General features: G+C 61.8%; 25 protein-coding genes. 8 read left to right on the forward strand and 17 right to left on the reverse strand.

The annotated features are described in order from the left end of the window. Positions 1 to 2 precede the first annotated feature (2 nt). The 13 genes from ribD to RBB29_RS05635 all read right to left on the reverse strand — a co-directional run bounded on the left by ribD (position 3) and on the right by RBB29_RS05635 (position 14458). The gene (gene ribD, locus RBB29_RS05575; protein WP_306113570.1) at positions 3 to 1097 is read right to left on the reverse strand and encodes a bifunctional diaminohydroxyphosphoribosylaminopyrimidine deaminase/5-amino-6-(5-phosphoribosylamino)uracil reductase RibD; all 1095 of its coding nucleotides are present in this window, start codon (positions 1095 to 1097) and stop codon (positions 3 to 5) included. After that, complete coding sequence (nrdR, locus tag RBB29_RS05580; RefSeq protein ID WP_306113571.1) at positions 1094 to 1576, reverse strand: transcriptional regulator NrdR; 483 nt, start codon at positions 1574 to 1576, stop codon at positions 1094 to 1096. Before nrdR ends, ribD begins: the two co-directional genes overlap by 4 nt. A gap of 102 nt (positions 1577 to 1678) precedes the next feature. Further along, positions 1679 to 2092: a secondary thiamine-phosphate synthase enzyme YjbQ gene (locus tag RBB29_RS05585; protein ID WP_306113838.1), complete on the reverse strand. Its 414-nt coding sequence runs from the start codon at positions 2090 to 2092 to the stop codon at positions 1679 to 1681. Between the two features lie 65 nt (positions 2093 to 2157). Beyond that, positions 2158 to 2505 carry a type II toxin-antitoxin system Phd/YefM family antitoxin gene (locus RBB29_RS05590; protein WP_306113572.1) on the reverse strand — a complete coding sequence of 116 codons (348 nt, stop codon included), beginning with the start codon at positions 2503 to 2505 and terminating at the stop codon, positions 2158 to 2160. A gap of 275 nt (positions 2506 to 2780) precedes the next feature. Next, complete coding sequence (gene rpoD, locus RBB29_RS05595) at positions 2781 to 4763, reverse strand: RNA polymerase sigma factor RpoD (protein WP_306113573.1); 1983 nt, start codon at positions 4761 to 4763, stop codon at positions 2781 to 2783. Between the two features lie 121 nt (positions 4764 to 4884). Next, positions 4885 to 6837, reverse strand: coding sequence for a DNA primase (gene dnaG, locus RBB29_RS05600; protein WP_306113574.1), 1953 nt, complete (start codon positions 6835 to 6837; stop codon positions 4885 to 4887). A 66-nt stretch (positions 6838 to 6903) separates the two neighbouring features. Then, positions 6904 to 7206 carry a hypothetical protein gene (locus RBB29_RS05605; RefSeq protein WP_306113575.1) on the reverse strand — a complete coding sequence of 101 codons (303 nt, stop codon included), beginning with the start codon at positions 7204 to 7206 and terminating at the stop codon, positions 6904 to 6906. 128 nt (positions 7207 to 7334) lie between these two features. Then, the gene (locus RBB29_RS05610; RefSeq protein ID WP_306113576.1) at positions 7335 to 7892 is read right to left on the reverse strand and encodes a sarcosine oxidase subunit gamma; all 558 of its coding nucleotides are present in this window, start codon (positions 7890 to 7892) and stop codon (positions 7335 to 7337) included. Beyond that, complete coding sequence (locus tag RBB29_RS05615) at positions 7885 to 10815, reverse strand: sarcosine oxidase subunit alpha family protein (RefSeq protein WP_306113577.1); 2931 nt, start codon at positions 10813 to 10815, stop codon at positions 7885 to 7887. The genes RBB29_RS05610 and RBB29_RS05615 overlap by 8 nt, the downstream gene beginning before the upstream one ends. Then, positions 10805 to 11083, reverse strand: coding sequence for a sarcosine oxidase subunit delta (locus RBB29_RS05620; RefSeq protein WP_306113578.1), 279 nt, complete (start codon positions 11081 to 11083; stop codon positions 10805 to 10807). The genes RBB29_RS05615 and RBB29_RS05620 overlap by 11 nt, the downstream gene beginning before the upstream one ends. Positions 11084 to 11146: 63 nt before the next feature. Next, on the reverse strand, positions 11147 to 12400 hold the full coding sequence (locus tag RBB29_RS05625; protein ID WP_306113579.1) for a sarcosine oxidase subunit beta family protein: 1254 nt from the start codon (positions 12398 to 12400) through the stop codon (positions 11147 to 11149). Between the two features lie 127 nt (positions 12401 to 12527). Beyond that, a complete protein-coding gene (locus RBB29_RS05630; protein ID WP_306113580.1) occupies positions 12528 to 12878 on the reverse strand; it encodes a hypothetical protein in 351 nt (116 codons plus the stop codon). A gap of 149 nt (positions 12879 to 13027) precedes the next feature. Continuing rightward, positions 13028 to 14458 carry a Glu/Leu/Phe/Val dehydrogenase gene (locus tag RBB29_RS05635; RefSeq protein WP_306113581.1) on the reverse strand — a complete coding sequence of 477 codons (1431 nt, stop codon included), beginning with the start codon at positions 14456 to 14458 and terminating at the stop codon, positions 13028 to 13030. Positions 14459 to 14794: 336 nt separating this feature from the next. On the opposite strand from RBB29_RS05635, the gene RBB29_RS05640 reads away from it, so the two are divergent. Genes RBB29_RS05640 through RBB29_RS05650 form a run of 3 tightly spaced genes read left to right on the forward strand, consistent with a single transcriptional unit; the run spans position 14795 to position 17720 of the window. Next, a complete protein-coding gene (locus RBB29_RS05640; protein WP_306113582.1) occupies positions 14795 to 16588 on the forward strand; it encodes a vWA domain-containing protein in 1794 nt (597 codons plus the stop codon). Next, positions 16585 to 17130, forward strand: a complete 546-nt coding sequence (locus RBB29_RS05645; protein ID WP_306113583.1) for a TadE/TadG family type IV pilus assembly protein — start codon at positions 16585 to 16587, stop codon at positions 17128 to 17130. The genes RBB29_RS05640 and RBB29_RS05645 overlap by 4 nt, the downstream gene beginning before the upstream one ends. After that, entirely contained in the window at positions 17130 to 17720 is a 591-nt protein-coding gene (locus tag RBB29_RS05650) for a TadE/TadG family type IV pilus assembly protein (protein ID WP_306113584.1), read from the forward strand. The genes RBB29_RS05645 and RBB29_RS05650 overlap by 1 nt, the downstream gene beginning before the upstream one ends. Here RBB29_RS05650 and RBB29_RS05655 read toward each other — a convergent pair. The 3 genes from RBB29_RS05655 to RBB29_RS05665 all read right to left on the reverse strand — a co-directional run bounded on the left by RBB29_RS05655 (position 17699) and on the right by RBB29_RS05665 (position 20493). Further along, positions 17699 to 18190, reverse strand: a complete 492-nt coding sequence (locus tag RBB29_RS05655; RefSeq protein ID WP_306113585.1) for a hypothetical protein — start codon at positions 18188 to 18190, stop codon at positions 17699 to 17701. The genes RBB29_RS05650 and RBB29_RS05655 overlap by 22 nt on opposite strands. A 66-nt stretch (positions 18191 to 18256) precedes the next feature. Beyond that, positions 18257 to 19201, reverse strand: a complete 945-nt coding sequence (locus RBB29_RS05660) for an NAD(P)-dependent oxidoreductase (RefSeq protein ID WP_306113586.1) — start codon at positions 19199 to 19201, stop codon at positions 18257 to 18259. Positions 19202 to 19290: 89 nt separating this feature from the next. Beyond that, positions 19291 to 20493, reverse strand: coding sequence for a hypothetical protein (locus tag RBB29_RS05665; protein ID WP_306113587.1), 1203 nt, complete (start codon positions 20491 to 20493; stop codon positions 19291 to 19293). A gap of 167 nt (positions 20494 to 20660) precedes the next feature. On the opposite strand from RBB29_RS05665, the gene RBB29_RS05670 reads away from it, so the two are divergent. Next, positions 20661 to 21572, forward strand: a complete 912-nt coding sequence (locus RBB29_RS05670) for a pirin family protein (protein WP_306113588.1) — start codon at positions 20661 to 20663, stop codon at positions 21570 to 21572. A 33-nt stretch (positions 21573 to 21605) separates the two neighbouring features. On the opposite strand, the gene RBB29_RS05675 is transcribed toward RBB29_RS05670, so the two are convergent. Then, complete coding sequence (locus RBB29_RS05675; RefSeq protein ID WP_306113589.1) at positions 21606 to 22193, reverse strand: TetR/AcrR family transcriptional regulator; 588 nt, start codon at positions 22191 to 22193, stop codon at positions 21606 to 21608. A gap of 107 nt (positions 22194 to 22300) precedes the next feature. Between RBB29_RS05675 and RBB29_RS05680 the strand changes: the two genes are divergently transcribed. From RBB29_RS05680 to recJ, 4 genes are all read left to right on the forward strand, one after another. Beyond that, entirely contained in the window at positions 22301 to 22579 is a 279-nt protein-coding gene (locus RBB29_RS05680; RefSeq protein WP_306113590.1) for a hypothetical protein, read from the forward strand. A gap of 104 nt (positions 22580 to 22683) precedes the next feature. Continuing rightward, complete coding sequence (locus RBB29_RS05685; protein WP_306113591.1) at positions 22684 to 23970, forward strand: homoserine dehydrogenase; 1287 nt, start codon at positions 22684 to 22686, stop codon at positions 23968 to 23970. A 67-nt stretch (positions 23971 to 24037) separates the two neighbouring features. Next, positions 24038 to 25003, forward strand: coding sequence for a class II fructose-bisphosphatase (gene glpX / locus RBB29_RS05690; protein WP_306113592.1), 966 nt, complete (start codon positions 24038 to 24040; stop codon positions 25001 to 25003). Positions 25004 to 25075: 72 nt separating this feature from the next. Further along, a complete protein-coding gene (gene recJ, locus RBB29_RS05695) occupies positions 25076 to 26821 on the forward strand; it encodes a single-stranded-DNA-specific exonuclease RecJ (RefSeq protein ID WP_306113593.1) in 1746 nt (581 codons plus the stop codon). The last annotated feature ends 28 nt before the right edge of the window (positions 26822 to 26849 follow it).

The raw sequence follows: 26849 nt of genomic DNA on the forward strand, positions 1-26849 counted from the left end.
GGTCAGGCGCGGACCCATCGGTGCATCACATCCGCCCCAAGCGCGCGGCATTCGATCAGCTTGAAACGCGGCGCCTCGGACAGACGGCTCAGGCCAAGCGCCCCAATGGCGGGAAGACCTTCGGCACCGATCGTGATCCCCGCGCTATAGCCCACCAGCTCATCAACCAGATCCGCCGCCAGCAGCGACGCCGCAAGACCGCCGCCGCCCTCGCAGAAAACCCGGGTCAGCCCCTGCGCACCCAGCTCCTGCAAGACCGACCGCACGTTGAGTTGCCGCCCGGTCAGGCCGCAGGGGATCAGGGTCGCCCCGATGCCCAACCAGGCATCGGAAAGCGCCGGATCGGCGTCGGGGCCATGGCACAGCCAGACGGGTGTCTCCTGCGCGGTGCGGGCCAGTTTCGACATCATCGGCAGGTCCAGACGGCGCGACACGACGACCCGAACCGGTTGCCGCGTGACGCCCAGGTCGCGCACCGTCAGCGAAGGATCATCGACCCGGGCCGTCCCGGCACCGACCATGACCGCGTCGTGCCGGGCGCGCAGGCTATGGACGTGACGGCGGGCTTCAGGGCCGGTAATCCACTGGCTTTCACCGGTCGCCGTGGCGATCCGGCCGTCGAAGGAATTGGCAAGTTTCAGGGTCAGGTGCGGGCGGCCATGTTCGATCCGCAAGAGGAACCCGTCGAGGTCGCGCGCCGCTTCTTCCGCCAATACGCCGACGGTGACCTCGATCCCCGCCTTTTGCAGAATTGCAAAGCCTTCGCCCGCGACGCGCGGGTCGCTGTCCTCCATCGCGGCGACCACGCGGGACACCCCGGCGCGCACCAGCGCCTCGGCGCAGGGCGGGGTTTTGCCGTGATGGGCGCACGGCTCAAGGGTGACGTAGGCGGTTGCGCCTCTGGCCGCCTCACGGGCCTGCTGAAGCGCCTGTGTCTCGGCATGGGGGCGTCCACCATCGGCGGTCCAGCCCCGTCCGACAATCCGGCCATCCCGCACGACGACACAGCCGACAGCCGGGTTGGGCCACGTCCGCCCCTGACCGCGCCGGCCCAGCATCAGGGCCAGCGACATGAACCTCTCGTCCCGGGCGCTCACCCGTCCGAGGAGTCGTCTGTGGCGGAGGTGTCCGGGCGCAACTCACTGACAAACTTGTCAAAATCGTCGGCCGCCTGGAAGTTCTTGTAAACGCTGGCAAAGCGGACATAGGCAACGGTATCAATCCGCGCCAGGCTTTCCATCACGATCTCACCCACGGTCTTGGAGGGGATATCCGTCTCGCCCATGCTTTCCAGCCGCCGTACGATCCCCGAGATCATCTGCTCGATCCGGTCCGGCTCGATCGGGCGTTTCTGCAGCGCGATGCGGATCGACCGTTCCAGCTTGTCACGATCAAAATCCTCGCGCCGGCCATTGCTCTTGACCACGACCAGATCGCGGAGCTGTACCCGTTCATAAGTGGTAAACCGACCGCCACATGCGGGACAGAACCGGCGCCGGCGGATGGATACATGATCTTCGGCGGGACGCGAGTCTTTGACCTGTGTGTCTATATTTCCGCAAAATGGACAGCGCATTGCCGTTTCCCTCTTTCTTCCGTGCCAGTTGGCGATTGGGTCTGATGCCCAATTATCCACAGCCACTATAGGGGAGCCGCAAGGTTTTGGGTAGAGGGGAAATTAAACCGCTAGATGAGCAGCGACCCGCCGGACGTGTGGCGCATTTCGGTGCTCGAACACGTAAATCCCCTGCCAGGTTCCAAGCGCAAGACGCCCATCCGTCACCGGAATGGGGAGGCTCACGGGCATCATCGCGGCCTTGATATGGGCGGGCATATCATCGGGCCCCTCGTAGGTATGCGTCAGATAACTCATCGACGGATCGGTCGAGGGCGGCACAAGCCTTTGGAAATAGTGTAGCAGATCGGTTTGCACCTCCGGATCTGCATTTTCCTGGATCAGCAAACTGGCAGAGGTATGGCGAATGAAAAGCGTCAGTAGGCCAGTGTGCCGTCCCCGTACCCACGCGCCGACCTCAGAGGTGAACTCATAGAGGCCCTGCCCCCGCGTATTTACCGAAAACTCCGTCTGCATCACCCCAGCAAACTGAGACATCTCGGCCCTCCACGCAAGATGCGTATCGCAGGATTTGTTATGACCTATCGGGAGGGATGTCGTTTGAACGCAGGACCTGTATCTGCGGGCGTGGCTGGCATGACGTGTTTTGTCCGCACCGGCGGTTTGGCCACGGGTTTGGTGGGAGCTTCTGCCCTTGGGGAAAACGCCAATTCATCCACCTCGGACAGGGACTTCCACAACCCGGCGGCGCTGTCTGATGCCGGTGCAGGTTTTGGCACCCGCCTCATCGCCTGGTAGTCGTCGAGTGACATCATCACTACCGGCTTGCCGCGCCCACGGGTCACGATCAGCGGTTCATGATCGTCATTGACCGCGTTCAGGATCGTAATGAGGTTTCTGCGCAATTGGGCAAGGCTAGCCTGTTTCATGCCTATCCCCTACGAGACCGCCCCACATCCAGCAACCCATGCGAAACTTGTTCGGCAAACATTCGCCTATAGGTTGTTTTTTTGATGTATTTCAGGGAGTTGCCAGCAGGTCTTCACCCAGCAGGTTAGATGCAGCCTGTCATCCCGTCAAAATACCAGAGGTGGATCCACGGTTTCGCGGCAGGATACCGCGCAACACTGAAGATCAATGCGCAAAAAATGGCGCGCCCTTCACGAGGAGGGGCGCGCCGCAGGCGTTGTTGGCGCCGAAATTCTTACTGGTCGAGGAAGGACCGCAATTTGCGCGACCGGCTGGGGTGTTTCAGCTTGCGCAGCGCCTTGGCCTCGATCTGACGGATCCGTTCGCGGGTCACGCTGAACTGCTGACCCACCTCTTCGAGCGTGTGGTCGGTGTTCATGCCGATGCCGAAACGCATCCTGAGCACCCGTTCCTCCCGAGGTGTCAACGAACTCAACACCCGCGTTGTGGTTTCCTTTAGGTTGTCCTGAATGGCCGAATCCAGCGGCAGGACGACGTTCTTGTCCTCGATGAAATCGCCAAGCTGGCTGTCTTCCTCATCCCCGATCGGGGTCTCAAGCGAAATCGGCTCCTTGGCGATCTTCATCACCTTGCGGACCTTCTCAAGCGGCATTTGCAGCTTCTCGGCCAGTTCCTCCGGGGTCGGTTCGCGACCGATCTCGTGCAGCATCTGGCGACCGGTGCGCACGAGCTTGTTGATCGTCTCGATCATGTGCACCGGAATACGAATGGTGCGCGCTTGGTCCGCGATGGAGCGGGTGATCGCCTGACGAATCCACCAGGTCGCATAGGTCGAGAACTTGTAGCCGCGGCGGTATTCGAATTTATCGACCGCCTTCATCAGGCCGATATTACCCTCTTGAATGAGGTCAAGGAACTGAAGGCCCCTGTTGGTGTATTTCTTGGCAATCGAAATCACCAGGCGCAGGTTCGCTTCGACCATTTCCTTCTTGGCCGCGCGGGCCTCTTTCTCGCCCTTCTGGACCTGCTGCACGATGCGGCGAAATTCGGGGATGTCGAGGCCGACATATTGACCGACCTGAGCCATGTCAGCACGCAACTCTTCGACCTTCTCAGGCGAGCGTTCCATGAACATCTGCCAACCGCGACCAGATTTCTTGGCCATGTCATCAAGCCAGTTCGGGTCAAGCTCGCGACCGCGGTATTCTTCGATGAACTCCCGGCGGTTGATACGGGCCTGGTCGGCCAGTTTGACCATCGCTGAGTCAATCTGCATGATCCGGCGGTTGATGCCGTAAAGCTGGTCGATCAGCGCCTCGATCCGGTTGTTGTGGAGGTGAAGCTCGTTCACCAGTTCCACGATTTCCGAGCGCAGTTTCTGATAGGTGTCTTCCTGCTTCTTGGAAAACGACCCGTCTTCGTTCAGCGTGGCCGAAATCCGGCTATCCTGCATCTCGGAGAGCTTGACGTAATCATCGGCGATCCGGTCCAGGGTTTCCAGAACCCGCGGCTTGAGCGCGGCCTCCATCGCGGCCAGGCTCATATTGGCCTGTTCATCCTCGTCGTCGTCATCGTCGTTGGCAATCGGGTTGCCGTCGGCATCCAGTTCCTGCTCTTCGGATTTACCGCCCTCGGAAGACGGGGCCGACGCGACATTGGCAACAACCGGCGCTTCGTCCTCGTCCTCGCCCATCTGATTGCCAAACGTGGTCTCAAGGTCGATCACGTCACGCAGAAGAATGTCTTCGCCCAGAAGTTCGTCACGCCAGATGGTGATCGCCTGGAAGGTCAGCGGGCTTTCGCAAAGCCCCGCGATCATCGTGTTGCGCCCGGCCTCGATCCGTTTGGCGATGGCAATCTCGCCCTCGCGGCTCAGCAGTTCAACACTGCCCATCTCGCGCAGGTACATACGCACCGGGTCGTCCGTCCGGTCGAGCTTTTCCTCTTTGCCCGAGCCAAGCGTGATCTCGCCCCGCTTGCCGGTCTCAGCGAGCGCGGTTGATTTCTGCTCTTCTTCCTCGGCTTCTTCGGCTTCGATGATGTTGATGCCCATCTCTGACAGCATCGACATCACGTCTTCGATCTGCTCACTGCTCACCTGATCCGGCGGCAGGACGTTGTTCAACTGATCGTAGGTGATAAAGCCTTTTTCGCGGGCTTCGGCGATCATCTTCTTGACCGCGGCCTGGCTCATATCCAGCGAGTGTTCGCCGTCCTGGTCTTCGGTCTTTTGGTCGTCGTTGTCTTTGGCGGCCATGAAGGTCTCCTGCTCAGAAGGGCGGCGAGGTGATTCGTTTAAACCGAATCATTAACGCGGTTTGGAGTGATTCGCACTCCCGTTTACCCTGTTTTCTTTACCTTTTCCTCACCACCGTGGCTCATCGGTCCGGTTTGGAAGAGGTGATCTTGTCGAGAAGCGCGTAGAATTGCTCGCGCTCCCCACGATTGATTCGGGCACCATTGTCGCCCAGGTCGTATTCGGCCTTGTCTTCCTGCTGACTGCGGACCGCGCGGTTATGCGCTTCGGCGGCCTGTTGCAGCCGCCATGTCACCGCCTCGTCCGCCACGCCAACGATATCTTCGGCGGCCTCGGAAATCTCGGCATTCAAGCCACGCTCGGCTTCGACCTTGGCAAGCTCTTCGGCAATGGTCTGGCGGGCAATCTCCGTATCGCCCGGATTTCGCACCGGTGGTGCCAAGGCCACATGGGGCAGTGACCGCAGTTTTTCAAGGGCATCATCGCCCATATCCGCAGAAATCTGGGCGCAGAGTGTCTCGGCCCCGGCATCGGCGTGACGCAGGATCAGATCACGCAGCCGGGCCGTATCAGGGTTCGGACAATCCAGGTTCTCGATCGCGCTCTCGAACTCCTCGCAGACACCCGGTGTGGCAATCAGAGATGCGAGGATCACGCCGATGCGCAACTGCATCTGCGCGCTATCCCCCGCCGCCACCAAAAGCGATGACTTGGTCGCGGGCATGGCGGCGGCGGGTTGCGGTTGCCACCGGCCGCCGCGCGATTGCCGGGGCGCATTATCCGCCCGGCGCGGGTTGAAAAGCTGCCAGCGCAGATCCTTGATCGCCTGCCCGTAATGGCTCCGGATAGACGGATCGCGGATCAGCATGATCTTGTCACGCAGCGCCTTGTCGAGCGCCGCCTTACGTTCAGGGCTGTCAAAATTCTGACCGTTGGTTTCGCGCTGCCAGAGCAACTGCACCATGGGCAGCGCACCATCGACCAGCCTTTGCACCGCCGCCTTGCCCTCGGCGCGGATCAGGTCATCGGGGTCCTTGCCCTCGGGCATCAATGCGAAACGCAGGCTCTTCCCGGCCTCCAGAAGCGGCAGTGCCAGGTCGATCACCCGATGCGCCGCGCGCAGGCCCGCCGTGTCGCCATCAAGCGCCACCACCGGCTCATCCGCCACGCGCCACATCATCTGCAACTGCGTCTCAGTCACCGCCGTGCCAAGGGGGGCCACCGCCGCACCAAACCCGCCCTCGACCAGCGCGATCACATCCATATACCCTTCGGCCACGAGCAGGGGCTGCCCCTTGCCCGCCGCCTCCCGCGCGGGGCCGAAATTGTAGAGCGTCCGGGATTTGTCAAAAAGCTCGGTCTCGGGCGAGTTCAGGTATTTGGCATTGTCATTGGGGTCCATCGCCCGGCCGCCAAAGGCGATGCAGCGCCCGCGCGCATCGCGGATCGGGAACATGATGCGGCCCCGGAACGTGTCATAGGGTTTGCCGCCCTTGGTCGATGGCTTGGCAAGACCGCAGCCAAGGATCAAGTCGTCCTCGACATTCTTGGATTTCAGGTGATCCCAAAGCCCCTGCCAGCTATCCGGCGCAAAGCCGATTTCGAACCGGTCCTGCGTGGCTTCTTTCAGGCCCCGCCGGTCAAGGTAATCCCGCGCGGCGGACCCGGCGGCGGTTTTGAGCTGCAGGCGGAAATACTGCACCGCGATATCCATCACATCGGCCAGTTGCGTGCGCCTATCGGCCTTGGCCTGCGCCTGCGGGTCGCGCTCGGGCATGGTCATCCCGGCCTCTGCCGCAAGAATGCGTATGGCTTCCATGAAGTCCACATTCTCGGTCTCGCGCACGAAGGAGATCGCGTCGCCCTTGGCGTGGCAGCCGAAGCAATAGTAGAACCCCTTGCGGTCATCGACGTGGAAACTGGCGGTCTTTTCCTGATGGAACGGGCATGGTGCCCACATGTCGCCCTTGCCCTGGTTTGACTTGCGCGGGTCCCAAATGACCTTGCGCCCCACCACCTGGCTCAGTGATGTGCGCGTCCGCAATTCGTCCAGAAAACCGGGTGGCAAGCTCATGGTTCATATATCGGGCGCATGCCGCCCCGAGTCCAGTGACCCGCCGGTGATTTCTTGGGGGTAACTCTACTGTGACAGGCAGGCGAGCACGTAGGATTTCGCCGCCTCTTCGGTCAGCTGCTCTTTTTCAAGCGTGTAGACCCATTGCACGAGGTGCTCGACCGCCGGTTTGAAATTGGCCTTTTCGTCCGGAAGGGCATCGGCCACGTTGCGGGTCGCGGATTGCTCATCGGCGCCACCCAGACGTTCGGCCACCGCCGCATCGACGATTTCACCCGACGTATTGCAAAGCGTTTCCTTGTCCTGCGCGAACACGGGGGCTGCCATCGGCAAGACAAACAGGGCGGCGAGGGCGGTTGAGCGGATCATGTTGACCTCTTGGATGTGAGTGGTGCGAAATACCTACCTTATCTGGTCAGGATTGTCAGGTGGCATAGGGGGAATTTTGCGGATCTTGCGACTGTGGCAAAGGATTGCCGATTGCAGGGGCCGGGCGGTCAACCCGATCCGACCGCCCGCGCCGCCACGCTTTGCATCGCAACCTTCAGATCATGTACCAATGTCTCGGCAAATCCGCGAAACACCATGACCTGATAGCTTTGCGGCCCCAACCGGGTGATGCTGGCCATCATGTGCCTGAGTTCCGTGCGCGCCGTGTGGCCGCGTTTGAACTGACTGTCACGCAGGTCAATCGGGGCGAGGCGCGCCAGAACCTCGGCGGCATCCGCCCCCTCCAGCCGCACGATTGCCCAGCCGTGGGATTGATCCGTCAGCGCCGCGTGTTTGCGCAATGCGCCATCGGCGGCGGGGCCTTGCAACATCAACATGTCATGACCGAACCAAAGCGCCCGCGCGCCCTCTCTGCCGGTGACACGGTTCGGTGCAGGGGCGGCCATGCCGTGGGCGTCTTTCAGGGCTGCTGACAATGCCTTGGCCTGCCCCCTGAAGGGCGCGATACTGGTCAGGTGGCCGGGCGCAACCTCGGACACACCGACCGAGCCGACAGATAGTGGCAACAGCCCCTCGAACGGGGATTTCGCTTGAAGCTCAACCACGCAAACGCCCTCCTTCCGGGTCGAAAACCACCGGATCTATCACCTCGCAGAGCGTTTCCGACTTGCGGAGATGATCCACCATGCGGATTTTTTCGCCATGGCGCGCCCGCCCGTCCTTGAGGAACCCAAGACCCAGGAAATGCCCCACGGTGGGGGAATAGCCAACCGAAGTGATATAGCCCTGGTCGTTGGCGCTGATGGCCTCCTCATCCGCGTTGAAAAGATGTGCACCGGCCAGCAATTCCTGCACTGCGCCCACGGGCTTCAGCCCCACAAGTTGCGGGCGCGCCGGGTCCCGGAGGCCCGGCCGTGCGGCCGCCGCCTTGCCGATGCATTCCTTCTTGCCGCTCACCATCCGGTCCATGCCGATATCGAACGCCGTGACCCGGCCATCGATCTCGGAATGGGTGATGAACCCCTTTTCTATGCGCAGGATGTTGAGCGCCTCCATGCCGTATGCGCCGCCCTCCATCGCCTCAGCCCGGGCCAACAACTCACGAAAGAGACTGTCACCATAGCGCGCCGGGATGGCCAGCTCATACCCCTGCTCACCCGAGAACGAAATCCGGAAGAGCCGGCCGCCAATGCCCCCGACCTGTACGCCGCCGCAGGACATGAAAGGCCAGCCCGCGTCGTCAATCGCCTGATCGAGCAACCCGTTCAGCAACGCGCGCGACTTGGGCCCGGCAATGGCGAACTGCGCCCAGTGTTCGGTGACCGAGACGAAACGCACATCCATCTGCGGGCACAGGCATTGATGCACGAAGTCCAGATGGCGCATCACCTGCCCCGCCGCCGCGGTCGTGGTCGTCATCAGGTAATGATCCCGGCCGATGCGCGCCGTGGTGCCGTCATCCATAACATGCCCATCCTCGCGCAGCATCAGGCCATAGCGCACACGGCCCTCCTTCAGCGTCGAGAAGGTGTTGGTATAGACGAAATCGAGGAAGGCCCCCGCATCCGGCCCTTGGATGTCGATCTTGCCCAGGGTCGAGACATCGGCAATGCCCACATGGGTGCGCACCATCGTAACCTCGCGGTCACACGATTGCCGCCAATGGGTCTCGCCCGGCTTGGGGAAATAGCTTGGCCGGTACCAAAGCCCGACCTCGATCATCGGCGCGGCGCGCTCGATACTGGCCTTGTGCGAGGTCATGTGGCGTTGTGGCGCGAACCCGGCCCCTTGCGACCCCGCGCCCATGGACGCGACGGAGACCGGCACATAGGGCGGGCGGAAGGTGGTGGTGCCGGTCTCGGGGATGCCCTGCCCGGTCGCGTCCGCCAGGACCGCCAGCGCCGCCACGTTCGAGTTCTTGCCCTGATCCGTGGCCATCCCTTGGGTGGTGTAGCGTTTCATATGCTCGACCGAGCGGAAGTTCTCCGTGGCCGATTGTTTGACATCCTTGACGGTCACATCGTTCTGAAAATCGAGCCAGGCGCGGCCCTTGCCCGGCACCGCCCAAAGCGCGGTGATGTCGTATGCGCTGTCCTCCGCCATCGGCAGATCGGGTGATTGTGCCTTCTTTCCCATGTCATCCAGCGCGCGATTGGCAGCGACAACACCGCCTTCAAGGCAGGCGCGGGTTGAAAAATCGCCTTGGCAGGCACCGGCAGTCTCAAGCCCCGGGATAGCACCCGCCACCGGCAGGAACGCCTCATGATCCGGGCTCCAGACCGGCCGCGCGCCCATGTGGCACGTCAGGTGCACCGAGGGGTTCCAGCCGCCCGACATGGCCAGGCAATCGGCCTGTATCTTGTCGATGCCGCTGACCGATGCCACCGATACCGCCTCAAGCCCCTTGCGGCCATGGGCCTGCGCGACCTTCGCCCCGGCGTGAAACGGTACATCCAGATCGCAGGTCGCATGGTGGCGTGCGTCGATCAGCGCCGAGACATGCACACCCGCCGCCAAAAGGTCCGCCGCCGTACGGTGCGCGCTGTCTGTATTGCCGAACACCACGACATTTTTGCCCGGGCTGACCCGCCAGCGGTTGAGATAGGCGCGCACCGCCCCCGCCATCATCACGCCCGGGCGGTCATTGTCCTGAAACGCCACGGGCCGTTCCAGCGCACCTGCCGCCAGAACCGCGCGTTTCGCCACAATCCGCCAGAAACACTCACGCGGCGCACCGGCGCGCATCACCGTGTCAGGCGCGAGTTTCTCGATCGCCCCATAGGTGCCCTGATCGTAGGCCCCCATGACCGTTGTTCGCGTCATGATCCGCACATTTGGCATGGCGGAGAGGTCGGCGGTCAACGCCGCCGCCCAATCGGCACCCGGCTGGCCCGCCACCTCGAGCGTCTCCGCGTTGAGCCGCCCGCCGGTGCGCGTATCCTCGTCACAGAGGATCACATCGACACCCGCCCGCGCCGCCGTGAGCGCCGCCATCAACCCGGCAGGCCCGGCGCCAATGACCAGAAGGTCGCAATGGGCAAAGGCTTTCTCGTATTTGTCGGCATTCGGCGCGCCCGACAGCGCCCCAAGCCCCGCGGCACGGCGGATCACCGGCTCATAGAGCTTTTCCCAAAACGCCTTGGGCCACATGAAGGTCTTGTAATAAAACCCCGCCCCAAGAAACGGCGCGGCCAGATCGTTCACCGCCATGACATCAAAATTCAGCGACGGCCAGGCGTTCTGACTGCGTGCCAGCATCCCCTCGAAAAGCTCTGCCGTGGTGGCACGCACATTGGGCTCCTGCCCGGCCTCGAGCCCGAGGGTCACAAGCGCGTTCGGCTCCTCGCTCCCCGCGGTCAGGATGCCGCGCGGGCGGTGGTACTTGAAGGACCGCCCCACGAGCCGAATGCCATTGGCCAGAAGCGCCGAGGCCAGCGTGTCGCCCGCATAGCCCGTGTATTGATGACCATCGAAGGAAAACCCGACCGGCGTGGTCCGGTCGATCAGACCATGCCCCTCAACCCGCATTGCCCTGCCCTTTCACATCGCTGGCCAACTCGGTCTTGAGGACCTCATGGGTGACCGTGTTGCGGGTCACGACAACCCATGCGGCGCAGCCATATTCGTGATACCAAAGATCGCGCGTCACCCCGGCGGGGTTATCGCGATTGTGGAGATAATCATCCCACGCCTCGGGGGGCGCCCCGGCATCCGGGCGATCAAGCGCCACCGCCGCACCGGCATAGTAGAACTCGCGCCGGTCCCGTTCGCCGCATGTCGGACAGGTAATCCTCATGCGCCGCACCTCCCCTTCACCTTGCCGGAAATACTCAGTCTTCCAACCGTCCGGGAAACCATCCTAATGCAGGTTATGCTGTGCACCGCTGGCCTCCTCATCCATCAATCCATACCCGGTCCGGAACCGGTCCAGCCGGAACTTCCCGGCGGTCTCATGCGGCGTTCCGGTCGCCACCAGATGCGCCGTCGCCCAGCCCGAAGCCGGCACTGCCTTGAAGCCGCCGTAGTTCCAGCCGCAGTTGAGAAAAAGCCCCTCGGTCGGTGTCTTGTCGATGATGGGTGAGCCGTCGGGCGACATGTCCATGATCCCACCCCAGGCGCGCAGGACTTTCGCCTTGCCGACCATCGGCATCAGCGCCATGCCCGCCTCCATCACATGTTCGACCCCCGGCAGATTGCCGCGCGCGGCATAGCTCGCATACATGTCGAGATGGCCGCCAAAAACCAGCCCACCCTTGTCGGATTGGCTGATATAGAAATGCTCCATACCGAAGCTCACCACGTGGTTGATGGCCGGCTTCAGCCCTTCGGAGACAAATGCCTGCAGCACATGGCTTTCGATGGGCAGGCGCATCCCCGCCATCGCCGCGACCTGGCTCGACCGGCCGGCGACGATAATCGCGACCTTCTTCGCGCGGATTGCCCCGCGTGTGGTCTGCACCCCGCGTACCGTGCCATTTTCGATGTCGATGCCGGTCACTTCGCAGTTCTGGATCAGGTCCACCCCCCGGTCCGAAGCCCCCCGGGCAAATCCCCAGGCCACCGCATCGTGGCGCGCCGTCCCCGCCCGGCGCTGCAGAATACCGCCATAGATCGGAAAACGCGCATTGTCGAAGTCGAGATAGGGCAGATGTCTCCGCACACCTTCGCGGCTGAGCATCTCTGCATCGTCGCCCTGCCCCAGCATCGCATTGCCCTTGCGCGCCAGCGCATCGCGCTGCCCATCGGAGTGGAACAGTACGATCTGACCGCGCTGCGACATCATCACGTTATAGTTCAGCTCCTGCTCCAGCCCTTCCCAGAGCTTCAGCGAATGGCTGTAGAATTCCGCGTTGCCGGGCAGCATGTAATTGGCCCGCACGATGGTGGTGTTGCGCCCGATATTGCCGCCGCCGAGATAGCCCTTTTCCAGCACCGCGACGTTGGTGATACCGTGGTTCTTGGCCAGGTAATACGCGGTGCTCAGCCCGTGACCACCCCCGCCGATGATCACCACGTCATAGGCCTCCCGGGGGCTGGCATCGCGCCAATGCGCCCCCCAGCCCTTGTTGCCGGTCAGACCCTCTTTGAGAACGCGCAGCCCCGAGAACCGCATGATGGTGACCCCTCCCCGGTGATTACAGGATTGCAGTGAAACGGCTTTGCCGCAGAATAGCAATCCACCCTGCCGCACCCCTCCCGCTATATCGACAAATTGAGGCCTGACCGCGACCTGCTGCCGCTCAGGAACCGGTCGCTTCGATCACGACCTTGCCGCCCTCCACCTTCTCGACCTGGAAAGACCCGCGGGCAAACCGACCGGATTTCCGGCAACGCGCGTTGAACCCGATCAGGCCATCCGCATCAGGGCTGCGCTTGGCATAAGAACCCAGAACCGCAGGGTCACATTGCGCCTTGAGCAGCTTGCGCACCTCCGTGGCGGTGAAACCTTCGGGGTTGTAACGCCCGATCATGACCCCGTCCTCCATTCGAAAACTGAAAAAACCGGGATTGCTGACCGAATTGGCACCGCTGCCGCAACCGGCAAGGCCCAGCACCATTGCGACCGTTACGAGATATCCTGTTGATTTCATGATTTTCACCTTGGTTGCGGATGATAAGGTATTTTCGAATGCCTTCACGGGCACCTATTTCATGCGGCGATGGACGATGCAACGTGGGCAAATCAATACGGCGGCACCTCCCCACGGAGATACCGCCGTCTGCAAGATCAGGTTTAGGCTCAGAGCCCGAGCGCGCGATAGCTGTCCGCCACCTTGCCGATCGACACCAGGTAGGCCGCCGTGCGCAGGTCTTCGACATCGTCGCGTGAGTGCCAGACTTCGCGCATCGCCTGGTAAGCGGCGCGCATCGTATCGTCCAGGCCAGAGCGAACCAGTTCAAGCTCGCCCGCACCGCGCAGGTATTTCTGCTTGAAATCCGGTGTCATCGACCACGATTTGCCCAAATGATCGTCCAGCCCCTGCAACTCGTCCACGATCAACTGGTGGCGCGCCTCTTCCTGGCGACGGCCCAGGCGGCCGAAACGAATGTGGCTCAGGTTCTTGACCCATTCGAAATAGGACACGGTCACACCACCCGCATTGGCATACATGTCGGGGATGATGACGCAGCCCTTCTTGCGCAAGATCTCATCGGCGCCCGCCGTGACCGGGCCGTTCGCGGCCTCGATGATAAGCGGTGCCTTGATCCGCTCGGCATTGGACATGTTGATCACGCCTTCAAGTGCGGCCGGGATCAGGATATCGCATTCCTCTTCCAATACCGCAGCACCTTCGGCTGTGTGGGTGGCATCGGGATAACCTGTGATCCCACCATGTTTGGTAATCCACGCCTTGACGCCCTCGACATCAATCCCGTCAGGATTGAAGAGCGCCCCGTCGCGTTCGATGATGCCGGTGATGCGGCACCCATCCTCTTCCTGCAGGAACTTGGCGCCGTGGTATCCCACATTACCCAGGCCCTGCACGATCACCCGCTTGCCATCCAGCGTCCCGGACAGGCCCGCCGCCTTGATATCCTCGGGATGGCGGAAAAACTCTTGCAGCGCGTATTGCACGCCGCGACCGGTCGCCTCGGTCCGGCCCTGGATGCCGCCCGCATTGATCGGCTTGCCCGTCACGCAGGCGCGGCTGTTGATATCTGTGGTGTTCATGCGCTTGTACTGGTCGGCGATCCAGGCCATCTCGCGTTCGCCGGTGCCCATGTCCGGGGCCGGGACGTTCTGCGAGGGGTGGATCAGGTCGCGCTTGGCCAGCTCATAGGCGAAACGCCGGGTGATCTGTTCCAGCTCATGGGCATCCCATTCGCGCGGATCAATCCGCAAACCGCCCTTCGAGCCCCCAAACGGCGCCTCCACCAAGGCACATTTATAGGTCATCAGCGCCGCAAGCGCCTCGACCTCGTCCTGGTTCACGCCCATGGCGAAGCGGATGCCGCCCTTGACCGGCTCCATATGTTCCGAATGCACCGACCGATATCCGGTAAACGTGTGGATCTGACCGCGAAGACGCACCCCGAAGCGCACCGTGTAGGTCGCGTTGCACACCCTGATCTTCTCTTCCAGCCCGGGCGGGAGATCCATCAGGGCCACCGCACGATTGAACATCAAATCTACGCTTTCGCGAAAGCTCGGTTCATTTGGTACACTCATGTCTATCTCTCCCTGAAATGATCTGGCGGCTGTTAAGAACTCTGATCTGTGCGCGTCAGAGATACGCCAATCGTTAAACCATGCGACAATTTTGTCCACCCACGGTTTTCGGGGAAGCCCTGCCCGGAACCCCCAACAGGCCTCTTCCCCACAATCGTTAACAAATTACCAACAATGCCCCGACGCGATGGATATTGTCGTTAATTTGAGGCTAATTACATGTAATTTAACAGATATTTTTAGGCTCAGCGCCATATTCTCGCCACAGAAGTTGGTCATGAAGAGGTTGGTGCATTGTGTACTTTCGGGCGTCTGCTAGCCCAAAGAGGTGACGACATGAGTAATATGACAAAAATCCATTCGACGGTGCAATCGCCCCGCAAATCCGCGTTGCGGCGATATTTGACGCCCCGGCTGAACCGTTTCCGTCAGGACGAAGACGGCGCCGTGGTTGCGTTCACCATCTATATGTTCCTGGTCTTCATGCTGATGGCCGGCATCGGTATTGATACCATGCGACACGAGATGGAGCGCACGCGCCTTGCTGCCGTAGCGGATGCTGCCTCTCTCGCTGGCGCTGCCGCCCCCAACAACGATGCGGCGAAGGCCGTCGTCGAGGACTATTTCGCGAAGAACGGAATGTCGGACTACCTGGACGCATTTGGTCCGGACGATATTCAGATCACGCTCAACACCGCCAAGGTATCCGTGAACACGTCGATCGACGTCGAGACATACCTGATGCGTATCATGGGCATCGAAACCCTGAGTGCCGCGGCTGGTGCAACCGCCGAAAAGCGCGTTCCCAAGCTGGAAATCTCGTTGGTGCTTGACGTTTCGGGGTCGATGCGTGGCGACAAGCTCACCAACCTGAAAGCTGCGGCGAAGCAGTTCGTGACCACCATCATCAACAGTGCCGACGCAGGTGACGCTGTCATCTCGATCGTGCCGTTCAGCTTCGGCGTGACACCGCCCGATGCGGTCTATGAGGCGCTGACCGTTGATGAAACCCACCAAAACTCGACCTGTATCGTGTTTTCCGAGGATGACTTCGGCGACACCGCCATTGATCCCGATACGACATACGCGCAGCAGATTTATACATCGCGTTACGACGTCAACGGTGACTTCAATACCCTGAGCTCGGGCTGGCGGTCGTGCTATGACGACGACTACTTCCGCTTCCTGCCCTACTCGCACAACGTGACGGAGCTTCACGCCAAAATCGAGTCGCTGGAGGCAGACGGCAACACGTCGGGCCACCTGGGCATCAAGTGGGGTGCGGCCCTGCTCGACCCGGCATTTGACGATGTCGCGGCTGTCGTGAACCCCGACCTGGCCAACGTGCCAGCGGAATACAACGAGCTCGAGACCCAGAAAGTCATCGTGATGATGGGCGACGGTAAAAACACCACGTCCTACTATTTCAGCGACCCGAATGGCCTGCTGGACATGGACACCGTGTCGACCCACTCGCAATTCGACTATCGTGGGCCGAACTCCGACCTGCATCACATCGAATACACCGAACAGGTCTTCGATTATGCTCAGCACAAGTACAAGCCGTCGAAGCGTTCGAACAGCGAGTCGAAATGCGGCAAGAAGAAATGGAAGTGCTACTACAAGCCCAGCAACGATACCGTGTCGGCTTACTTCCTCTATGATGCCAACGACGACCGCTATTGGGATATCGACAACGAAGAGTGGATGTCGCCGGCAGAGTTTGCGGACTTCAAATATGACCTCGCAAACCCTGTTGACCCCGACGATCCCACGCTTGTCTCGGAAGAGCAGCTGTCTTGGGAAGATGCCTGGGGCCTGATGTCGCCGGACTATCATTCCGACATCACCGGTTCGGGTGCCTATAGCGACTACAAGTACAACAACAATGTCTCCGGTTCGATGAAGAACACGCGGATGTCGTCGGCTTGTACCGCGGCGAAAGCACCCGGCAAGGACATCATTATCTACACGATCGGTTTTGAAATCGACGCGGGTGGAACTGCGGAGACCGAGCTGAAGAATTGCGCCACATCGCACTCGCAATACTACCGTGCGGAAGGTGTAAACATCAACGATGCCTTCAACTCGATCGCGACGAACATCCAGAACCTGAGGTTGACACAATGATACATCGGTTGGGTAAATATTTCCGACGCCTGAAGGACGACGAGTCAGGCAATGGATCGGTTGAATTCGTCATTATCGTTCCGACCTTCATCATGCTGATGACCATGTCGATCGAACTTGGCTTCGTCACCATCCGTCACACGATGATGGAACGTGGCCTGGACATCGCGGTGCGGGAAATCCGCCTAGGCACAGGCAACCCGAGCGACCACGCCCAGATCAAACAGGTGATCTGTGACAACGCGCCGGCCCTGGCCAATTGCGAGGACGAACTGCGGCTCGAGATGATGCCGGTCGATCTACGCGCGTATGCGACGCTGGACGCCACGCCGAAATGTATCGACAACGCCCAGTCCGTTGATCCGGCCGTGTTTGACGACGATTTCGTCTTTGGCGGCGTCAACGACCTGATGGTTCTGCGCGCCTGCTACCGGTATGAGCCGCTCTTCCCCGAAGAGATGATGGGGCGTGCGCTGCAAAAGGACCAGGATGACAAGGTTCAGATTGTAACGACCACCGCCTTTGTTCAGGAGCCCACGTAATGAAAAAGCCATTCCTGCATAGAGTGATCCGCCGGTTCTGCGGCGAACGTGACGGCTCGGTCATGGTGGAGACGGTGATCTGTCTGCCCCTGCTGATCTGGGCCCTGGTGGCAACCTGGGAATTCTTCGAGGTTCATCGCTACAGAAGCGCCCGCGAAAAGGCGACCTACACGCTGGCCGACATGCTGTCGCGCGAAACGGCGGGTATCACGGATACCTACATGGACAACGCCATGCGCCTGTTCGACAGCATTACCAACGACGATGGTGTCAATCAGCTGCGTATTTCGGTGGTCCGCTACGACGCCGATGACGATAAGTACTTCATTCGCTGGTCGAAAACCCGTGGTACCGGTGATTATTCGGAGCTGGCCGATGCCGACGTGGCATCATCGCATTCGGAATTGCCGATCATGAATGATGGCGAAGACCTGATCCTGGTCGAATCGATCTCGGATTACACGCCGACCTTCAAGGTTGGTCTGGGTGATACCCTGCCGATTGATACGCGGCTTTTCACCAAGATCCGCTTCGCGAGCCAGCTTTGCTATGAAGGCTCCTACTGCTATCAACCGCCAGCGTCGTCCTGAGCCCGCTGCGCGATCATGGCCGAGATGATCTCGGCCATGGCCTTGGTATGGGCGGCGGATGTGACACCGCCCACGCCAACCCGGTTCCCGAGAGACCACCAAAGGCCTGGCCACCAACGGCGCGGGGTTTTGTTTTTGAGCCGCAGCATGAAACCGTTCGATGGCTTGAACGCAAACATCCCGCGGTCCAGCGACAGAATATCGGCCACGTCGGCGATCAACGTGCCATCGCTGGTGCGTAGCTGCGTCTCGGTCAGTTCGATCCGCGATTGGGTTGCGTCCCACATCCGGAACCCGGCCCAGAGCGCACCGCCGCCAATCACAACGAGAAACACGCCCCAGAAGAGGTTCGCTGGCGGCTGCGAGAGCGCCACGTAGATCAAGATAACGCCCAGCGCGCCCAGAACCCCAACACCGAAGGCCCGGCGCGGTCCGGATGCCTGTATCGTGGCCAGAATCTCGTCATCCATGGATCGGCTCCCCTTCCTTGACCTGCCCATACCCGTTTTGGGCATGGGATGCGAGGGGGCAAGCGATCAGATCTTGGGATGCACCTCGGCACCCGGTTCCTCGGGCTCATCATCGGTCATTTCCGGGGGAAAACCGGGGGCGGTGATATCAAGGCCCGTAGCCTCTTCGAGGCGGCGGATGATGTTAGGGCTGAGCTCGCGCGGGCCAAAACGGTCGATCCCGTCCTTGAAGATGTCGATCAGCAGCGGACTGAGTTCCAATGGCACGTTCGCCCGGTCGGCAACCTCCTGAAAGAGGCCGATATCCTTGGCCACCAGGTCCATCGTGAATGAAATGTCCCGGCTGCCGTTGAGGATGACCTGGCTTTCGGTCTCATGCACAAAGGAGGTGCCGGAACTGATCCGGATCGCCTCGTAGGCGACATTGAGGTCCATGCCCGCCGCCTTCGACACGGTCAGCGCCTCGGCGCAACTGACGAGGTTTGCCGTCGCGAGGTAGTTCGTGACCACCTTGAGGATCGACGCACTGCCCAACTCACCGGTGTGCAGCACCCGACGGCCCATGATGGTCAGAAGCGGCAGGATACGCTCGAAAGTGGCACGGTCGCAGCCCGCGAAGATGCTGATATTGCCGGTATCGGCGCGGTGACACCCGCCCGAAACCGGGCAATCCACCGCTGCGCCGCCCTTGTCGATGACCATGGCGCCAAGGCGCTTGACCTCGGCCTCATCTGTCGTGGACATCTCCATCCAGATCTTGCCGGGGCCGATTTCGGGCAGCATCTCCTGCATCACCGCATCGCTGGCGGCAGGGCTCGGCAGGCAGGTGATGACTGCATCGCAATCACGCATCAATTCCGCAGGACCACGCGCCGATTTGCCGCCGCGGGCCACGAAACCGTCCACCAGATCGGCATTCAGGTCATGCACGGTAATGTCGACACCATTGCGCAACAGACTACCCGACAGCTTGCCACCGACATTGCCAAGTCCGATAAATCCGATTTTCACGGGCGATCCTCCCTATGTGTTTCGGGGGACGTTAGCGTGCCGAAACGGGCAAACTATCCTGACTGCGACACGTTTGCCGCAAACCGGCGTTATTCGTCGGCAACGGTAAAATCGGTCTGTCCGTCATGGGGGAAAGGCAGACGGACCCAGATCGGCATGTGATCGGTGAAGTCATGGGTGTAGCGGCCATAGTCGGGCTTGCCATCGGGCGTGGCCCCCGGCCCGGCGTCCAGAAACGCCTGCACGAAATCGAACATGCCGTAATCATATTCGTCTGCGCCCAGGGTCCCGGCCAACCCATTATGCCGCCCGCGCGGCAGGCGGGTGTCGGCGGTGAACCAGGCGATGTGATCGAAGGTCTCTGTGCGCCGCGCATTGGTGAAGTATTGCCCGTCAAGAAACGGAAAATTCACCCGCGCCTTCAGCTTCTTTTCGACGTTGAGCGTGGTGATGTATTCTTCGAACGCTTCCCGCCGCTTGGTCACATTGGCCTTGAAGTCGAGGTTGAGATCGGCCAGCAGAACGAAACTCTTGTCGGGCGTATCGAGCATGGATTTGCTCGACAGCATCAGCCACTCGACCAGGGCGAAAAACTCCAGCTCCCGCTCGTCCTTGCTCTTGCCCGACACCAGATGCGCATTGACGCAGTAAAACGTGTAGGCCCCCGCCGGGCCCTCAATCACGAATTCGACCAGGTGGGGGGTGCGGATGAACTGCACGAACCCCCGAAACGTCGCCACCGAAAGCCGCGCCTGGCCGCTGATCCAACTGGTCAGCCGGGCCCAAAATCCCTCCTGCCCTTCCAATTCGATCTTCTTGGCCACCACCTTGGCCAGCGCCTCATTGACGTTGTCGAACACCGCCGAGCGGTCAAATGACAGATCCGAGGCCAGGTCGCCGCGCCGCACGCGGTCCGAGCGATAGAGAAAGGCCATGCGTTCGGCCATGCCGGTATAACCGGGCGCGCGGCCTGTGACATCGCTGATGACCACCTCATATGGCGCCCCGTCGGCGCGCAGACGATCGCGCAACTCGTAAATGCTCTCGCTGTCGGATTGCACCTCCTGGATCGCGATCAGGTCAGCCTGCGCGCAGACGCGGGTGATCATGTCGAACGCACCCGCTGTTTTCTTGAGCGTGTCACCTTTGCGCAGGGCGCCGAATTTCCGGATGTTCCAGCTCAGCAGCACAACCGAGTCCGCGCGCCGCTCGGGGATGCCATAACCCCCCGGATCCGCATCCAGATGCGCATTGATCTGCGCCCATTCGCTTTCGGTGAAATCGTCTGCCACGGCCCCTCCTGTTCAGGCAGTCTTCTGGTTGTACGAGCCTAGCATAGTTTTAACGATACGCACGTTGCTATGGGTTTTTGCACAAAACCGGTGTGCAAACCCACATATTGCGCGCTTGTTGTATAACTTTTCGCGCCCTAGCTCTGTCGGGAAAGGAGGGCATTACCATGTCACTCAGACCTGTTTTGGAAAAAAGCAACGCGCAACCCACCATCGAGGGCGCCGGGGTTCACCTGCATCGCGCATTCGGGTTTCACGACCCGAGCGAGCTTGATCCCTTCCTGCTGTTCGATGATTTCCGCAACGACGACCCGGCGGCCTATGCCCAGGGTTTCCCGTGGCACCCGCATCGGGGGATCGAGACGATCACCTATGTGCTGGCCGGCAGCGTCGATCACGGCGACTCACTCGGCAACACCGGCACGCTCGGCGCCGGTGATGTGCAGTGGATGACCGCCGGATCGGGCATCATGCACCAGGAAATGCCGCATGGGAACGCGGCGGGACAGATGCACGGGTTCCAGCTTTGGGCCAACCTGCCTTCGTCGCTCAAGATGACCGCCCCGCGGTATCAGGACGTTGCCGCCGCGGACATCCCCGAGGTGATCGACGATGACGGTACGGTTGTGCGTGTCATCGTGGGCGATTTCTGGGGCAAGCGCGGACCGGTGGACGGGATCGCGGCGGAACCGCAATACCTCGATATCTCGGTCCCGCCCGGTGTGCGCAAGACCTTCAAGGTGGATACCTACCGCCGGGCCTTTGCCTATGTGTTCCAGGGTGCGGGCGCCTTCGCCGATGCGTCGGGACCAACCGGCGTTCTGCTGGAAAAAGAGATCGCAGGTCAGGAGGTCAACATCCGCGACATGTCCGGGGATCGCACCCTGATCCGGTTTGGCACCGGGGATGAGGTCACCGTTCAGGCGGGCGAACACGGCATCCGCTTCCTGCTGATCTCGGGCGCGCCCATCGCCGAGCCCGTGGCCTGGCACGGTCCGATCGTGATGAATACTCAGGATGAACTGCGGCAAGCGATCCGCGATTTGCAGAACAACACGTTCATCAAACCCGCGCACTAAACCTGATGCCGCCGTTCTGCGGCGGCATCCTCTCTACCCCGCGGCGGCCCGGCGCACCATGGTCCAGTACACCTCCTCAACCTCTTCAAGGCTGAGACGCCCCTCTTCGCTATACCAGGTGTTCACGCCGGTCAGCAGAGCGATGATCGCCATCGCGACCACCTTGGGTTCCGACACGTTAAACGCCCCCGTGGCCACACCGGCGCGAAGAATATCGGCAAGCGCGTCCTCATAGACCCGGCGCAGGTTCTCGATGACCGCAAAGTTCTCGGCGCTCAGGTTCCGCAGCTCCATGTATGAGATGAACACCGCCTCGGGGCGCCGCGAATTGAAACGTATGTGAAAGCGGGTGAACCGCTCCAACTGCGCCAACGGATCATCGGCCTCGCCCTGCGCCGTCCAACCGGCCAGAAGCTCATCCATATGGGCTTTCATGAGATCGAAAAGCAGTGTCTGCTTGTCGGGTGTGTAATTGTAAAGCGCCCCCGCCTGTACGCCGACCTCGCCTGCGATCTGGCGCATCGACACGGCGGCAAACCCGTGGCGCGCAAAGAGGTGCAGCGCCGCCTCACGGACGCGCGGGCCGGTAATATCCGAATGAGAGCCTTGGGTTCGAGCCATGCGCAAGATTTAACTGAACATGCGTTCAAATCAATCCCCTGCTTGCCCCGCACGGGATTAAAATGCCATGAAGGGCGTCAGAGACGACCAAACGGACCTGCCGAGCCATGCGCCTGCCCCTTTTCCTGTTCCCGACCCTTTTTGCGGCGCTGAGCGCATGCAGTGATTTTCCCGAGCTCGAGGATACCGTGGACAGTGATGCAACCTATCCCGATCTCGTGCCAATCGAATCGCTGACCGCCAAGACGCCAGATGCACGGATCGAACCGGAGACCGCGCCCGATACCCAGGCCCGCATCGACCGGCTCAAATCCCGCGCGGCGCGGCTTCAGCGCGACGTGATCGACGATGAAACCCATCAACGGATGCAGGACGGGATCGAATAGGTCCCCTTCGCCGTGCCACCGGGTCAAAACCCGCGTTGCAAGGGGCGATTGAACCCGTTACATCGCAGCCTCAGACCATTCCAGAACGCGGATCGGAGAACCCCATGACAACACCCCTGCGCCTTGGCATCGCCGGATTGGGCACCGTTGGCGCCGGCGTCGTCAAGATCGTCCGGCAAAAGGCCAACCTTCTGGCAAATCGGGCCGGTCGCCCCGTGGTCATCACCGCCGTCTCCGCCCGGTCGCGAGATAAGGACCGGGGCGTGAACATTTCGGATTATGCGTGGGAAGACGATCCAGTGGCCCTGGCCAAGCGCGACGATGTGGACGTTTTCGTGGAACTGATGGGCGGCAGCGATGGCCCCGCCAAGGCCGCGACCGAGGCCGCGATCGCCGCGGGCAAGGACGTCGTGACCGCCAACAAGGCGATGCTGGCCCATCACGGTCAGGCGCTGGCCGAAGCGGCCGAGGCCGCGGGCCGCGTGATCCGGTTTGAGGCCGCTGTTGCCGGTGGCATCCCGGTTGTGAAGGCGCTGACCGAAGGGCTTGCAGGCAATGATATCACCCGCGTCATGGGCGTGATGAACGGCACCTGCAACTATATCCTGACCCGGATGCAATCGGCGGGCCTGCCCTATGCGGAAGTGTTCGAAGAGGCCAATCAGCTTGGTTATCTCGAAGCCGACCCGACGCTTGATGTGGGCGGGATCGACGCAGGTCACAAACTGTCGCTGCTGGCCTCTGTCGCCTTTGGGACGCAGGTGAACTTTGACGGTGTCGAGTTGGAGGGGATCGAACGGATCACCATCGACGACATCCATCAGGCCGCCGATATGGGCTTTCGGATCAAACTGCTGGGCGTCTGCCAGATGACCGGCCGGGGGTTGGAGCAGCGCATGTCGCCCTGCCTCGTTCCGGTGACCAGCCCGCTGGGACAGCTCGAAGGCGGCACCAACATGTGTGTCCTGGAAGGTGACAATGTCGAGCAGATCGTGTTGCGAGGCCCTGGCGCGGGCGAAGGACCGACCGCCAGCGCCGTGATGGGCGACGTGATGGACATCGCGCGCGGCTTTAGGATCTCGACCTTCGGACAGCCTGCCAAGGGCCTGAGCCCCGCGAAACCGGCCAAGGCCGTCACGCCGGCGCCCTACTATCTGCGCATGGCGCTTGAGGACAAACCCGGCGCATTGGCCAAGGTCACGAGCGTTCTGGGCGAGGCAGGGGTTTCCATCGACCGGATGCGGCAATACCAGCATTCCGAGACGACCGCCCCGGTGTTGATCGTGACACACAAGATCACCCGCGATGCGCTGGACGTCGCTCTGGCGGCGATGTCGAACCTCGATGTGCTCGACGGTGACCCCGTTGCCTTGCGGATCGAAACCGTCTGAGCCGGCGCTTGCGCCCGGGCGGCCTGCCCGATAATGCTGAATGGATCAAAAAACTAAGGAATTGCCGATGTCTGCCACTGTCGATTTCAACGACCGCATGCTGTCCCTGGGGTTGGCGCGCGTTTCCGAGGCCGCGGCGCTTGCCTGTGCCGACATGATCGGCCGCGGGGATGAAAAGGCCGCAGACCAGGCCGCCGTGAATGCGATGCGCGAACAGCTCAACCTGCTCAACATCGCGGGCGTCGTTGTGATCGGCGAAGGGGAGCGCGACGAGGCGCCGATGCTCTATATCGGCGAAGAGGTCGGCAGCGGTGACGGCCCCGGTGTGGATATCGCGCTTGATCCGCTTGAAGGTACCACGCTGACGGCAAAGGCGATGCCCAATGCGCTGACCGTGATCGCGATGGCGCCACGCGGCACCCTGTTGCATGCGCCCGATACTTATATGGAAAAGCTCGCCATCGGACCGGGCTATGCCAAGGATGTCGTGTCGCTGTCCATGTCGCCTGCCGAACGGGTCGAGGCGCTGGCCAAGGCGCGGGGATGCAAGCCGAGCGACATCACGGTCTGCATTCTCGAACGCCCGCGCCACCAGGACATGATCGCCGAGGTCCGTCAGACCGGGGCATCGGTTTATCTCATAACAGATGGCGATGTGGCGGGTGTGATCCACTGCGCCGAAGCGGACCGGACAGGCATCGACATGTATATGGGGTCCGGCGGCGCGCCCGAAGGGGTGCTGGCGGCAAGTGCGCTGAAATGTATGGGCGGGCAGATCTGGGGACGTCTTTTGTTCCGCAACGACGATGAACGCGGCCGCGCCAGCAAGGCGGGGATCACAGATTTCGACCGCATCTACAGCCGCGATGAAATGGTCACCGGCGACGTGATCTTTGCCGCCACCGGGGTGACCGATGGCTCGATCGTGTCGGGCGTCAAGCGGCGCCCGGGTTACGTTGAAACCGAAACCGTGCTGATGCGGTCCAAAACCGGATCCTTCCGGCGGATGATCTATCGCAACCCGGTGGAGTAACCGGCGGGCAATGGATGCCTGCGGCGCGAGTATTTTTGGCAAGATGAAAAGGGGACGCCCGGGGAGAGGACGGTGAACGCATATCTCGGCATCACCTCATCTCTGACCGGGCGGGCATGGGTCGGGCCGTCCGCGGAGGCGGAACGGCTGGCCGAAGCAATGGCGCAGCAGACCGCCCTGCCCCGGCCCTTGTGCCAGACATTGGCCCGGCTTGGCGTGGCGGCTGAGGAGGCCCAGACCTATCTCACGCCGCAACTGCGCGATCTGCTGCCGGATCCGCGCGGCCTGAAGGATATGGAGACCGCCGCGGCCCGGTTCCTGCGGGCGGTGGAACGGCGTGAGCGGATCGCGATCTTCGCCGACTACGATGTGGACGGTGGCAGTTCTGCGGCCTTGCTTCTGGATTGGCTGCGGCAGATGGGGCTGAGCGCGACACTTTATGTTCCCGACCGGATTGATGAAGGCTACGGCCCGAACGAGCCCGCGATGGCGGAGCTGGCAGCGGCGCATGACCTCATCATCTGTGTTGACTGCGGGACGTTGAGCCACGGGCCGGTTGCGGCAGCAAAGGGCGCGAATGTGGTCATTTTGGATCACCACCTCGGCGTGGAGACATTGCCCGACGCGCTCGCGGTGGTGAACCCCAACCGGCAGGATGAGGATGGTGCGCTCGCCCATCTCTGCGCGGCGGCGGTTGTGTTCCTGATGCTGGTCGAAGCGGGGCGGCAGTTGCGTGAAGCGGGCCGCAAGGGGCCTGACCTGCTGGCCATGCTTGATCTGGTGGCTCTGGCCACCGTGGCAGATGTCGCGCCCTTGAAGGGCGTCAACCGGGCCTTTGTGCAGCAGGGCCTGCGCGTCATGGCCAGACGACACCGGCCCGGCCTTGTTGCCCTGTCGGATGTGGCGCGCCTTGACACCGCGCCAAGTGCCTATCACCTGGGTTTCGTCATGGGGCCGCGGGTCAATGCCGGGGGGCGCATCGGTAAGGCCGATCTCGGCGCGCGATTGCTGGCCACCAGCGATCTGAACGAGGCCCGAAGCCTCGCGGATCGTCTGGACCAGTTGAATACCGAACGGCGCGACGTCGAAGCATCGGTCCGCGCCGCCGCGATGGCCCAGGCCGAAGCGCGCGGGCTCGATGCGCCCCTCGTCTGGGCCGCCGGTGAGGGGTGGCACCCGGGCGTGGTCGGCATTGTCGCCAGCCGCCTCAAGGAAGCCACCAACCGCCCGGCAATCGTGATCGGTCTGGAAGGGGGAGAAGGCAAAGGATCAGGTCGGTCCGTGAGTGGCGTGGATCTCGGTGCGGCTATCCAGCGGCTGGCCGTCGAGGGGTTGTTGGTCAAGGGTGGCGGCCACCGGATGGCCGCGGGCCTGACCGTCGAACGTGACCAGTTGGAGGCGGCCATGGCGCGGCTGTCGGCACTCTTGGAGAAACAGGGCGCCGGCGAGGTCGGCCCCTCTGATCTGCGGCTGGACGGGGTTTTGATGCCAGGGGCGGCGCAGGTTGAACTCGTCGAGCAGATCGAGTCCGCGGGCCCTTTCGGTGCCGGTGCTCCGGGTCCAAGATATGCCTTTCCCGACATGGCAATCAGCTATGCCAAACGTGTTGGCGACAGCCACCTCAAGCTGCGGTTCGGCGATGGCACCGGCCCCCAGATGGACGCAATCGCCTTTGGCGCGTTTGACGGCCCCCTTGGCGCGGCGCTGGAGGCCCATAGAGGCGCGCGGTTCCACCTGGCTGGGCGGCTCGACATCAATAGCTGGGGCGGCCGCCAGACCGTCCAGTTGAGGCTGGAAGACGCGGCGCCGGCGACCTGACATAAGGTTCTTCTTGTCCAACCCGGCG

The organism is Roseovarius sp. MMSF_3359 (genome assembly GCF_030733385.1).
In the GTDB taxonomy this organism is placed as follows: Bacteria; Pseudomonadota; Alphaproteobacteria; order Rhodobacterales; family Rhodobacteraceae; genus Roseovarius.